Annotated in this window: 11 protein-coding genes; 10 read left to right on the forward strand and 1 reads right to left on the reverse strand. The window is 39.2% G+C overall.

Annotated elements, in window-relative coordinates:
• Nucleotides 1-43: 43 nt before the first annotated feature.
• The 3 genes from polX to H0Z31_07485 are packed head-to-tail and all read left to right on the forward strand — an operon-like array spanning nucleotide 44 to nucleotide 4,567.
• The gene (gene polX, locus H0Z31_07475; GenBank protein ID MBO8177277.1) at nucleotides 44-1,765 is read left to right on the forward strand and encodes a DNA polymerase/3'-5' exonuclease PolX; all 1,722 of its coding nucleotides are present in this window, start codon (nucleotides 44-46) and stop codon (nucleotides 1,763-1,765) included.
• Between the two features lie 17 nt (nucleotides 1,766-1,782).
• Nucleotides 1,783-4,140 (forward strand): endonuclease MutS2, encoded by a 2,358-nt coding sequence (locus H0Z31_07480; protein MBO8177278.1) that lies wholly within the window; start codon nucleotides 1,783-1,785, stop codon nucleotides 4,138-4,140.
• A gap of 19 nt (nucleotides 4,141-4,159) precedes the next feature.
• Complete coding sequence (locus tag H0Z31_07485) at nucleotides 4,160-4,567, forward strand: DUF350 domain-containing protein (GenBank protein ID MBO8177279.1); 408 nt, start codon at nucleotides 4,160-4,162, stop codon at nucleotides 4,565-4,567.
• Between the two features lie 243 nt (nucleotides 4,568-4,810).
• On the opposite strand, the gene H0Z31_07490 is transcribed toward H0Z31_07485, so the two are convergent.
• Nucleotides 4,811-4,951: a hypothetical protein gene (locus H0Z31_07490; GenBank protein ID MBO8177280.1), complete on the reverse strand. Its 141-nt coding sequence runs from the start codon at nucleotides 4,949-4,951 to the stop codon at nucleotides 4,811-4,813.
• Between the two features lie 118 nt (nucleotides 4,952-5,069).
• On the opposite strand from H0Z31_07490, the gene H0Z31_07495 reads away from it, so the two are divergent.
• From H0Z31_07495 to H0Z31_07525, 7 genes are all read left to right on the forward strand, one after another.
• A complete protein-coding gene (locus tag H0Z31_07495) occupies nucleotides 5,070-6,767 on the forward strand; it encodes a long-chain-fatty-acid--CoA ligase (GenBank protein MBO8177281.1) in 1,698 nt (565 codons plus the stop codon).
• 127 nt (nucleotides 6,768-6,894) lie between these two features.
• Nucleotides 6,895-7,479 (forward strand): TetR/AcrR family transcriptional regulator, encoded by a 585-nt coding sequence (locus tag H0Z31_07500; protein MBO8177282.1) that lies wholly within the window; start codon nucleotides 6,895-6,897, stop codon nucleotides 7,477-7,479.
• A gap of 28 nt (nucleotides 7,480-7,507) precedes the next feature.
• Complete coding sequence (locus H0Z31_07505; GenBank protein MBO8177283.1) at nucleotides 7,508-8,272, forward strand: enoyl-CoA hydratase; 765 nt, start codon at nucleotides 7,508-7,510, stop codon at nucleotides 8,270-8,272.
• A gap of 77 nt (nucleotides 8,273-8,349) precedes the next feature.
• Nucleotides 8,350-9,123, forward strand: a complete 774-nt coding sequence (locus tag H0Z31_07510) for an electron transfer flavoprotein subunit beta/FixA family protein (GenBank protein MBO8177284.1) — start codon at nucleotides 8,350-8,352, stop codon at nucleotides 9,121-9,123.
• A gap of 33 nt (nucleotides 9,124-9,156) precedes the next feature.
• Complete coding sequence (locus H0Z31_07515; GenBank protein MBO8177285.1) at nucleotides 9,157-10,137, forward strand: electron transfer flavoprotein subunit alpha/FixB family protein; 981 nt, start codon at nucleotides 9,157-9,159, stop codon at nucleotides 10,135-10,137.
• Between the two features lie 172 nt (nucleotides 10,138-10,309).
• Nucleotides 10,310-10,624, forward strand: a complete 315-nt coding sequence (gene trxA / locus H0Z31_07520; GenBank protein MBO8177286.1) for a thioredoxin — start codon at nucleotides 10,310-10,312, stop codon at nucleotides 10,622-10,624.
• A 151-nt stretch (nucleotides 10,625-10,775) separates the two neighbouring features.
• Nucleotides 10,776-11,972 (forward strand): hypothetical protein, encoded by a 1,197-nt coding sequence (locus H0Z31_07525; GenBank protein ID MBO8177287.1) that lies wholly within the window; start codon nucleotides 10,776-10,778, stop codon nucleotides 11,970-11,972.
• The last annotated feature ends 2 nt before the right edge of the window (nucleotides 11,973-11,974 follow it).

Genomic DNA, 11,974 nt, shown 5'->3' on the forward strand with positions numbered 1-11,974 from the left:
TGTCCCCGATTCTTTTTTTTCAAGCGGGACAGGAGGTAGTGATATGGTAACAAAAAAAGATGTGATTCGGCTTCTCGAACGTATTGCGTTATATATGGAATTAAAAGGTGAAAATCCGTTTAAAATATCCGCTTTCCGAAAAGCCGCGCAAAGTTTAGAAACCGATGCCCGAAGTTTAACAGAAATTACGGATTTTACGAAGTTACCAGGAATCGGGAAAGGAACGGCTGCTGTAATCCAAGAATACATCGAAACTGGTTCGTCTGAGGTGTTAGAAGGGTTACAAAAAGAGGTTCCAGAAGGATTGATTCCTCTGTTGCAATTACCTGGAGTCGGCGGGAAAAAATTGTCCAAGCTGTATCACGAGCTTGGGGTGATTGATGCTGAAACGTTAAAACAAGCGTGTGAAGAAGGAAAAGTTCAGAAGCTAGCTGGATTTGGTAAAAAAACGGAGGAAAAACTATTAGCTGCGCTGGAGCAATTTGGAAAGCGACCGGAACGTTTACCGATTGCCTTCATGTTACCAATTGTCGAAACATTGGAACGGAAACTTAAGCAATTCGACGGTATTGAGAAGTTTTCTCGAGCCGGGAGTATACGCCGGATAAAAGAAACGATTAAAGATATCGATTTTATCATCGCAACAAAAGAACCAGAAAAAGTTAAAGAACAACTTCTACAATTGGAGCGCATTAAAGAAGCAGTATCGAACGGTCCGACAAAAGTTTCGTTAACGTTTGCTTACGACTATGACGTTAATGTCGACTTTCGCCTCGTCGCACCGGAACAATTTGCGACTGCTCTTCACCATTTTACTGGATCGAAGGAACATAATGTTAGAATGAGACAACTTGCGAAAGAGCGTGGCGAGAAAATAAGCGAATACGGAGTAGAAGATATGAATACTGGACATATTCAAACGTTTTCTTCTGAAGAAGCTTTTTTCAACCATTTCTCTTTGCCATTCATTCCTCCAGAAATGAGAGAGTCCGGGGAGGAAATTGAACGAATTCTTGAACAACCGGCTTATCTTTCTTTATCCGATATTCGTGGAGATTTACACATGCACTCGACTTGGAGCGATGGGGCTCATTCGATCGAAGAAATGGTAGAAGCTTGTCGAAAACGAGGTTATCAGTATTTGGCCATTACTGATCATTCCCAATTTTTAAAAGTGGCGAGCGGTTTAACGAAAGAACGTTGGTACAAGCAACGGGAAGAAATACAACGGTTGAATGAAAAGTATGATGATATAACGATTTTAACGGGAATTGAAATGGATATTTTACCAGATGGGTCCTTAGACTTTGAGGATGACGTCATTCAAGAAATGGATGTAGTTATTGCTTCCATCCATTCTCATTTTCAACAACCCAAAGAGAAAATTATGGAACGGTTAAAAACTGCCCTTTCTTCCCAACATGTAGATATTATTGCCCATCCGACAGGACGTCTCATTGGACGAAGAGATGGTTATGATGTAAATATCGACTTACTCATTCAACTAGCCAAAGAAACGAATACGGCGTTAGAATTAAATGCGAATCCACATCGCCTTGATTTATGTGTAGAGCATTTACAAAAAGCGCAATATGCTGGAGTTAAAGTGGTGATAAACACCGATGCACATCATATTAATCATCTATCCTTCATGGAACTTGGCGTATCTGTCGGAAGAAAAGCATGGTTAAAGAAAGAAACGGTTCTAAATACGTACAATATAGACGAATTAAAGAATTTTCTAAAACGCCATGATGAACAGTAAGGGGGGACACGGAAACAATGAATGAACGACTTTTACACACATTAGAATTTGATAAAATACGTGAACAGCTGTTATCGTATGCTTCTTCAACACTTGGAGAAGAAAAGGTAAAACAATTAGTACCTTCTTCTTCGTTTGAAGAAGTCAAACGATGGCAAGATGAAACGGACGAAGGCGTCACTATATTACGTTTAAAAGGACATATGCCACTCGACGGCATTTACAACGTTCGACCATATGTCAAACGAGCACAAATTGGTGGAATGCTACACTCGATTGATTTAATGGAAATCGGAAGCACGATACAAGCCGCCCGTAGTGTAAAAAATTACATTGAAGGACTTATTGAAGAGGAGCACTCCCTTCCGTGCTTACATGAGGTTGTTCAGGCGATTCATCCACTTCCAGCTGTAGAGCAACGTATTAAACGGACGGTTGACGAAAATGGGGAGATTCTCGATTCGGCTAGCGACTTGTTGCGGCAACTGCGACAACAAATTCGTCAAACTGAAAGCCGTGTTAGAGAAAAGTTGGAAAGTATGATTCGTTCATCGAATGCGCAAAAAATGCTTTCCGACGCCATCATTACGATTCGTAACGACCGCTTCGTCATTCCGGTCAAACAAGAATATCGGAGTCATTATGGTGGAATCGTTCATGACCAATCGTCTTCGGGACAAACGTTATTTATTGAACCTGAGGCGATTGTATCTTTGAATAATCAATTGCGTGAAGTTCGGTTAAAGGAACAACAAGAAATTGAGCGTATTTTAATTGAGTTGTCTCAATTAGTCGGTGAACATGCGGAAGAAATTTTACGGATGGTAGATGCGTTAAGCAAAGTTGATTTTATTATGGCAAAAGCGCGTTTTGCTCGAGCAATGAAGGCATCGAAACCGGTGCTAAACGACGAAGGAATCATTCAATTATGGAAAGCGCGCCATCCGCTTTTACCTTACGAAGAGGCGGTACCGAACGACATTGAACTAGGAAAAGATTTTACAACTATAGTCATTACGGGTCCAAATACCGGAGGAAAAACGGTTACGTTAAAAACCATTGGTTTATGCACGCTAATGGCCCAAGCTGGTTTACAAATTCCCGCCCAAGACGGCTCGGAAATAGCAGTTTTTCAACATGTGTTTGCTGACATTGGGGACGAACAATCCATTGAACAGAGTTTAAGTACATTTTCTTCTCACATGGTGAATATTGTTGATATTTTAAAACAAGTAGATGACCAAAGTTTAGTTCTATTTGATGAACTAGGAGCAGGAACCGATCCACAGGAAGGGGCTGCACTAGCGATTTCCATTTTAGATGAAGTCACCCAGCGAGGGGCACGAGTGGTGGCGACAACGCATTATCCCGAATTGAAAGCGTATGGTTACAATCGATCAGGGGTTATGAACGCGAGCGTGGAATTTGATATCGATTCATTAAGTCCAACGTATAAATTGTTAATTGGTGTTCCTGGACGAAGCAATGCGTTTGAAATTTCGAAACGTCTCGGTTTGGATACGAATATCATTGAGCGAGCTCGCAATCATGTCAGCATCGAATCGAACAAGGTTGACAAGATGATTGCTTCTTTAGAAGAAAGTAAACGAAAAGCAGATGAAGAATGGAAAGAAATTAATGAGTTGTTAAAAGAAGCAGAAAAAATTCATAAAGATCTCAAGCAACAAATGATGGAATTTTACCGCCGGAAAGATGAATTATACGAAGAAGCAGAAAAAAAAGCGGAACAAATTGTTGAGAAAGCGAAAGAAGAAGCTGAAGCCGTCATCCGTGATTTACGGAAACTGCGCCTTGAAAAGAGGGCTGATATTAAAGAACATGAACTCATCGACGCCAGAAAACGATTAAAAGAAGCAATGCCAGTATTGGAAAAATCGAAACAAACGTTGGAAAAGAAAAAGAATCAACGCACTCTCCAACCTGGAGATGAAGTGAAAGTATTAAGCTTCGACCAAAAAGGGACGCTATTGGAACGAGTAAATGAGCACGAATGGCAAGTGCAAATCGGGATTATGAAAATGAAAGTGAATGAGTCGGATTTAGAGTTTATTAAGTCAAAACCAGCCGTTGAGACAACACCTTTAGCAACGGTGAAAGGAAAAGATTATCATGTTGGACTGGAACTTGATCTTCGTGGTGAGCGTTATGAAGACGCGTTAATCCAGGTAGAAAAATATATTGACGATGCCCTATTAGCTGGATATCCAAGAGTATCCATTATTCACGGAAAAGGAACCGGTGCACTCAGACAAGGAGTTCATCAATATTTAAAAAATCATGCTCGAGTAAAAGGTTTTCGCCTTGGCGACGCTGGGGAAGGCGGAAGCGGAGTGACTGTCGTGGAATTAAAATAGGTAAAAGGGGAACTAAACGATGAATCCATTTTGGGAAAATGAGTTTATCCAAACCGCAGGATATTATAGTGTAGTTATTTTATGTATGATTATCTTTTTGGCGATTTTTGAACTTGTCACCAAATATCGGAACTGGGAAGAAATTAAAAAAGGAAATATGGCGGTAGCCATGGCTACGGGTGGAAAAATTTTTGGCATTGCCAATATTTTTCGTCACTCCATTCAACAACACGATACCCTCTTTACGATGATTATGTGGGGAGTTTTTGGATTTGTTCTTTTATTAATCGGCTACTTTATTTATGAATTTTTAACCCCCAAATTTAAAATTGACGAAGAAATTGAACAGGACAACCGAGCGGTCGGGTTCATTTCAATGGTCATTTCCATTGGCCTATCTTACGTCATCGGAGCAGGAATATCATAAGGGGAGAACATAATGGAAAAATTAGCAAAAATTCTACTTGTATTGTGCGGATGCTTTTTTCTAATTGGTGTCATTTACTTAATATTTTTTGCATAGGTCAGCTTGCGAGAGCAAGCTGATTTTTTTATAGAAAGGCTCTACCCTGAAATAACTGTGGATAACTTTTGCTGTTATTTCATTTATCGATGTGCCAATTTTTATTGGCATGGTTGTCTGTTAAACGATACTGTTGATATTTATACATTACGCTTGTGGCAGACGCTTTCCGCGGGTAAGCAGCAAGCCGCTTCCCTCGCTACGCTCAAGTATGGGTCTTGCCTGTTTTGCTGTTCCCGCTGGTTCGCCGCCTTTCGCTTCAGTGAACAACTTGCTAAAAATCAACAATGAAATATAACATAGCCTATGGAAAAAATAACCCCTCACTGATTTAAATTGTATCGATGGTTTGGATATAATATAATTATGTTAAGAATATAAAAATTCTGAAAAAAGGAGGGGCCATATGGAAAGAAGACCTTGGTTACAGCATTATCCACCGGAGATACCTGCATCATTAGAATACGAAAATATTCCTTTACAAACTTTTTTAACAAGGGCAGCTGAACAATTTCCGCATCATGTTGCGATCCACTTTTTAGGAAAGGAATTAACGTATCATGAAGTGTATAATTCCGCTTTAAAACTGGCGAATTACTTAAAAAAGCTTGGTGTTGAAAAAGGTGACCGTGTAGCGATTATGCTTCCAAACTGTCCGCAGTCGGTGATTAGTTATTACGGTATTTTGTATGCAGGCGGAATTGTTGTGCAAACGAATCCGTTATATACGGAGCGGGAATTAGAATATCAAATGAACGATTCCGGAGCAAAAATAATCATTACACTCGACTTATTATTTCCGCGAGTGGCGAAAGTGATGCAAAGCTCCCCTTTAGAGCATGTAATTGTAACCGCTATCAAAGACTATTTACCATTTCCAAAAAACATCATTTACCCTTTTATACAAAAGAAACAGCAAGGAATATCTGTTCAAGTAGAGCCGAGTGCCCGACATCATCTGTTTGCCCGTATCATGAAAGAAGAAATCTCGCAACCGTTATCAATCTCCATCGATCCAGAAGAAGATTTAGCCCTTCTTCAATACACCGGTGGGACGACCGGATTTCCGAAAGGGGTTATGCTCACCCATAAAAACTTAGTAGCGAATGCGACGATGTGTGCTGCTTGGCTGTATAAGACGAAAAAAGGAAAAGAAGTCATTCTTGGCATCTTGCCATTTTTCCATGTATACGGTATGACGACGGTGCTTATTTTAGCAGTCATGCAAGGAAATAAAATGGTGTTGCTTCCAAAATTTGATGTAAAAACAACGTTAAAAACAATTCAAAAACAACGTCCTACATTGTTCCCGGGGGCCCCAACGATTTACATCGGCTTATTAAACCATCCGGATATCTCGAAATACAACTTATCTTCTATTGAAGCGTGTATTAGCGGTTCAGCCCCATTACCTGTAGAAGTACAGCAAAAATTTGAACAAGTAACCGGTGGAAATTTAGTCGAAGGATATGGATTAACAGAAACCTCTCCTGTAAGCCATGGGAATTTCATTTGGGAGAAAAAACGAAAAAAAGGTAGTATCGGTGTGCCATGGCCGGATACGGATGCTATGGTGATGTCTTTAGAAACAGGAGAACCATTACCTCCAAACGAAATTGGAGAAATTGCAATCAAAGGTCCACAAGTGATGAAAGGGTATTGGAATCGTCCAGAAGAGACGGCGCAAGTGTTAAAAGACGGTTGGTTATTAACTGGTGATCTAGGATATATGGATGAAGACGGATATTTTTATATCGTCGACCGGAAAAAAGACATGATTATTGCAGGTGGCTTTAATATTTATCCACGGGAAGTGGAGGAAGTGTTGTATGAACATCCTTCCATTCAAGAAGTCGTTGTTGTAGGGGTTCCAGACCCGTATCGGGGAGAAACTGTAAAAGCGTATGTCGTTTTAAAAGAAGGAAAAACGGTGTCGGAAGAGGAATTAGATCAATTTGCTCGCAAACATTTAGCTGCTTTTAAAGTACCACGTTTATATGAATTTCGAGACGAATTGCCAAAAACAGCTGTTGGTAAAATTTTACGACGAGCATTGGTAGAAGAAGAGAAAAAGAAAAATGAAGCGAGCGAGCGGCAAGCCTAACTCTTTTTGGTTCCCATTTTGAACGAGTTATTAGATTCTTCTTGACACTCGTACAGATGGGTTTTATCATTAAGATATGAATGAATAATCATTCATTTATTTCAGCAACTGTGGTAGGTGGACATGTTTGAAACGAAATAAACCAAAATACAAGCAAATTATCGATGCAGCCGTTGTTGTCATTGCAGAAAATGGATACCATCAATCGCAAGTGTCAAAAATTGCAAGAAAAGCAGGGGTTGCCGACGGTACGATCTACCTTTATTTTAAAAATAAAGAGGATATTTTAATTTCACTTTTTCGCGAAAAAATGGGGATGTTTATTGAAAAAGTAAATGAAGTTATAGCAGGAAAACAAACTGCAGCGGAGAAGTTATTAGTGATGATTGAAAATCATTTTAAAATTATGTCTGAAGATCGTCACTTAGCCATCGTTACGCAATTAGAGCTTCGACAGTCAAATAAAGATATTCGATTAAAAATTAACGAAGTACTTAAAGGTTATTTAAACGTGGTCGATCGTATTTTAAAAGAGGGAATCGAAAATAATGAATTCCGTCAAGATTTAGATATTCGTCTCGCTCGACAAATGATTTTTGGGACCATCGATGAAACCGTTACCACGTGGGTGATGAATGATCAAAAATATGATTTAACTGCATTAGCACCTGCTGTTCATAAGCTCATTATTTCTGGCTGTGGCGGTTCTTAAGACAAAGAGAAGGGGATGGGAATAGAACATGAGTTATTTAAAAATGACAACTGACGAACATGTTGCGATTATTACGATTTTACGTCCACCTGCAAATGCCCTTTCATCCGAATTAATTCGAGAGCTTTCTAGATTGTTAGATGACATTGAACAAAACGATGATGTTCGTGTCGTTTTATTGCATGGTGAAGGACGCTTTTTTTCAGCCGGAGCAGATATCAAAGAATTTACTGTTATTTCATCTGGGGAAGAGTTTGCTAGAAACGGACAACAAGTATTTGAACGGATGGAAAAATTTTCGAAACCGATTATTGCAGCCATTCACGGAGCTGCACTCGGTGGTGGCCTTGAGTTAGCAATGGCTTGTCATGTTCGATTTGTTAGCGAAAATGCCAAATTAGGCTTACCGGAACTACAATTAGGTATCATTCCAGGGTTTGCAGGGACGCAACGCCTTCCGCGATACGTTGGTTTGGCAAAAGCAGCGGAAATGTTATTTACAAGCGAACCGATTTCTGGAGTGGAAGCGGTTCAATGGGGCTTAGCCAACAAAGCGTTTCAAGAGGAAGAGTTGTTAGATGAAGCGAAAGCGTTTGCGAAAAAGGTTGCTAAGAAAAGCCCAATCTCACTAAAAGCGACGATTGAATTATTAAATTACGCGAAATCCTCTTCTTTTGCTGAAGGGGTTGAAAAAGAAGCCCAATTGTTTGGCGAAGTATTTGGTTCCGAAGATGCGAAGGAAGGCATCCAGGCCTTTTTAGAAAAACGTTCTCCACAATTTAAAGGAAAATAATTTTTTTCACATAAATTTTCTTAATCTTCCAAACGTAAAAAAAGTTTGGATAATATCGAAAATCGGGAGGTTTCGTTATGAACATCTATGTTCTTCTAAAAAGAACGTTTGATACGGAAGAAAAAATCACGATTTCAAATGGAGTAATTGTTGAAGATGGAGCAGAATTCATCATCAACCCTTACGATGAATACGCGGTTGAAGAAGCGATTCAGCTTCGTGACAAACATGGTGGTGAAGTAACAGTTGTGACGGTTGGAAATGAAGAAAGCGAAAAACAACTTCGAACTGCCTTAGCGATGGGGGCTGATAAAGCTGTACTTATTAACATTGAAGATGATGTGGAAGAAAGCGACCAATTTACAACAGCGAAAATTTTATACGAATATTTAAAAGATAAAGAAATCGATTTAATTCTTGCCGGGAATGTGGCGATTGACGGCGGCTCAGGCCAAGTTGGACCACGGGTGGCGGAATTGTTAGGCATTCCATATGTAACGACAATTACAAGCATTGATATTAATGGTAAAGAGGTTTCTATTATTCGGGATGTAGAAGGGGACTCCGAAGTGATTGAAACATCATTGCCACTTCTTGTAACGGCACAACAAGGGTTAAATGAACCTCGTTACCCTTCTCTACCAGGCATTATGAAGGCGAAGAAAAAGCCGCTCGAAGTATTAGAACTAGACGATTTAGATTTAGATGAAGACGATGTAGAAGCGAAAACGAAAACGGTTGAAATATTCTTACCGAAAGCAAAAGAAGCTGGAAAAATTTTAGAAGGTGAATTAGAAGACCAAGTAAAAGAGCTTGTACACCTTCTTCATACAGAAGCAAAAGTGATTTAATCGGGTGAAACTAAAAGCGCAGGAGGTAACACAATGGGAAAGAAAGTGTTAGTGTTAGGAGAGGTACGTGACGGATCATTACGTAACGTTTCATTTGAAGCGATTGCAGCCGCAAAAACGATTGCCGACGATGGAGAAGTTGTCGGCGTATTAATCGGAGATGCGGTTAAGTCATTAGGGCAAGAATTGATTCAATACGGAGCGGACCGGGTCGTTGTTGTCGAAGACGAGAAATTAAAGCAATATACTTCTGACGGATTTTCGCAAGCGGTGATGGCTGTAATTGATCAAGAAAAGCCTGAAGGAATTGTCTTTGGCCACACGGCACTCGGTAAGGATTTGTCTCCGAAGATTGCAAGTAAATTAGGCGTTGGGTTAATTTCAGATGCCGTTGCATTAGAAGTAGTAGACGGTGAAGTTGTTTTCACTCGCCCAATTTATTCCGGAAAAGCGTTCGAGAAAAAAGTAGTGAAAGATGGTCTTATTTTTGCGACGGTTCGTCCAAACAACATTACACCGCTCGAAAAAGACGAATCTCGTAGTGGGGATATCATTTCTATATCAGTGGAGATTAAAGATTTACGGACCATTATTAAAGAAGTTGTACGAAAAACGGCAGAAGGTGTTGATTTATCCGAAGCGAAAGTGATTGTCGCAGGTGGTCGTGGAGTAAAAAGCTCCGAAGGATTTGAGCCATTAAAAGAGCTAGCAAAAGTTTTAGGTGGAGCTGTTGGTGCTTCCCGTGGTGCTTGCGATGCAGACTATTGTGACTACTCGCTACAAATTGGACAAACAGGAAAAGTCGTTACTCCAGATTTGTACATTGCTTGTGGTATTTCAGGTGCAATTCAGCACTTAGCCGGAATGTCCAACTCAAAAGTCATTGTCGCGATTAATAAAGATCCAGAAGCAAACATTTTTAAAGTAGCTGATTACGGAATTGTCGGTGACTTATTTGAAGTTGTTCCGATGCTAACGGAAGAATTTAAAAAATTAAAAGTCGCCTCTTCCTAATTTACAAAGAGGGCTCATAAATGGAGCCCTCTTTTTTTGGGTTCCAAGAATCCGTCATTGTGCATACATAAAAAAATGTAGGGTAAATTACATTCGAGACAAATTGTTAGCATCTTAAGGTAATCAGTGGTATACTTTCCGTAGAATTTTTTAATGTAGGAGGTATTTTATAATGGCAATTGTACATGCGACTGATCAAAGCTTTACAACAGATACAAATCAAGGACTTGTTTTAGTGGACTTTTGGGCTCCATGGTGTGGACCTTGTAAAATGATTTCCCCTGTTCTTGATGAGATTGACGCAGAAATGGGCGATAAAGTAAAAGTCGTAAAAGTGAACGTAGATGAAAACCAAGAAACTGCAGGTAAATTTGGTGTCATGAGCATTCCTACCCTATTCGTAATGAAAGACGGTGAAGTGGTAGACAAAGTGATCGGTTACCAACCGAAAGAAGCATTAGTTGAATTATTAAACAAACATATGTAAGAAAATTAAACCCCCGATTGTTCGGGGGTTAATTTTTGTCTATTCCTTAAAAAAATTGTTTGACATTGAGAATCATTATCGATATAATAATCAAGGGAATGATAATCATTATCAACAACATATGTTATCGATACATAGGAGGCATTCAGTGATGAAAAAACGTGAGTTAAAACGAATTTTTATGAGCTTTATTGCGGCAAGTGCAGTATTAGCCGCTTGTAATGGTGAAGAACCAAGCAAACAAAATGAACCTACTGAACAAACTGAACAAGCTAACGAACATGAGCAAGCGCAGTCAGAAGAATCATTATCCATTGACCAAGAAGTAACGGCTTATAAAGAAATGAAAGCAGAATTAGAGAAAATGAAAGAAGGTCAAGAAGTTGATTGGGATTTTGTTTTAAATACGTACCAATCTGATCTTCAGCCAAATGTGAATGCGATAAATGGTGATCTTGACACAACGATTCAAGCAGCAATTTCTGCAGGAACAAATGGAAAAGTAGATGAAAACATTGCACGTCAATTAATTGATAAAGTGACACAATCTTATTTTTATCAAAAACAAAAAAGCTTACAAAAAGAAGCAGTAGCTCTAACGAATGAACAAAAATTCGAGGAAGCTAAGCATACATTCGAACAAATCAAACATTTAATCAATGAAGTATTTATTCCAACGGCTGAAAAGCGTGATAACTATTATGAATTACAAGGTGAAAGCAGCTTAGTCGAAAACATTCAAAACGGTGTTGCCCTACAAGAAGAAGCATTAGCAAATGAAAACGCGGATGACTTTGCAGTTTATTTACAAATAACGGATAAATCTATTTACAAAAGCTACTATTTAGCAGTTAATTCTTATGCTGAAAAGATTGCTAAAGGTATAGAAGAAGGAACAGACGAAGCAGAGTTAAAAATTATGCAAGCAGAAGCGTACGGATTCTATCAAGCGATTAAAGGTTCCCTTTCTTCTGGAGATGAAGAAGCAGCGATGAAGCTTGATGAATTGTTCTCTTTAGACAAAACTCAACCAAGTACTATTAATGCTGATGAAGTGAATAAACTATTTATCCGTGCAATTTCTGGGAAAGTTAAAGGTTATCACGGTAAAGTACCGGCTGCTCTTGATGAAGGTGTGATAACTGAAGCTCGTGTTGAAGCCCTTGAAGGAAATATGTTCTTAAAAATGTTAGAGATGCCGTTAAAGGACATACTAGGGGAAGAAAAAGCTCAAGAAGCTTTCCAACATGCAGAAGAGTGGTATAAAGCTGTTGAAGCAGGCTCTAAAGAAGAAGCAAACACACATAGCAAAGCCATTTTACAAATCGTAGATGAATTACTTTCTTAATG

Origin of the sequence: Bacillus sp. (in: firmicutes) (genome assembly GCA_017656295.1) — a bacterium.
GTDB lineage: Bacteria > Bacillota > Bacilli > Bacillales > JACDOC01 > JACDOC01.

Excerpts from the sequence above, each read along its gene's own strand:
- polX (MBO8177277.1), top strand. The coding sequence starts at position 44 with ATGGTAACAAAAAAAGATGTGATTCGGCTTCTCGAACGTATTGCGTTA.
- H0Z31_07480 (MBO8177278.1), top strand. The coding sequence starts at position 1,783 with ATGAATGAACGACTTTTACACACATTAGAATTTGATAAAATACGTGAA.
- H0Z31_07485 (MBO8177279.1), top strand. The coding sequence starts at position 4,160 with ATGAATCCATTTTGGGAAAATGAGTTTATCCAAACCGCAGGATATTAT.
- H0Z31_07495 (MBO8177281.1), top strand. The coding sequence starts at position 5,070 with ATGGAAAGAAGACCTTGGTTACAGCATTATCCACCGGAGATACCTGCA.
- H0Z31_07505 (MBO8177283.1), top strand. The coding sequence starts at position 7,508 with ATGAGTTATTTAAAAATGACAACTGACGAACATGTTGCGATTATTACG.
- H0Z31_07510 (MBO8177284.1), top strand. The coding sequence starts at position 8,350 with ATGAACATCTATGTTCTTCTAAAAAGAACGTTTGATACGGAAGAAAAA.
- H0Z31_07515 (MBO8177285.1), top strand. The coding sequence starts at position 9,157 with ATGGGAAAGAAAGTGTTAGTGTTAGGAGAGGTACGTGACGGATCATTA.
- trxA (MBO8177286.1), top strand. The coding sequence starts at position 10,310 with ATGGCAATTGTACATGCGACTGATCAAAGCTTTACAACAGATACAAAT.
- H0Z31_07525 (MBO8177287.1), top strand. The coding sequence starts at position 10,776 with ATGAAAAAACGTGAGTTAAAACGAATTTTTATGAGCTTTATTGCGGCA.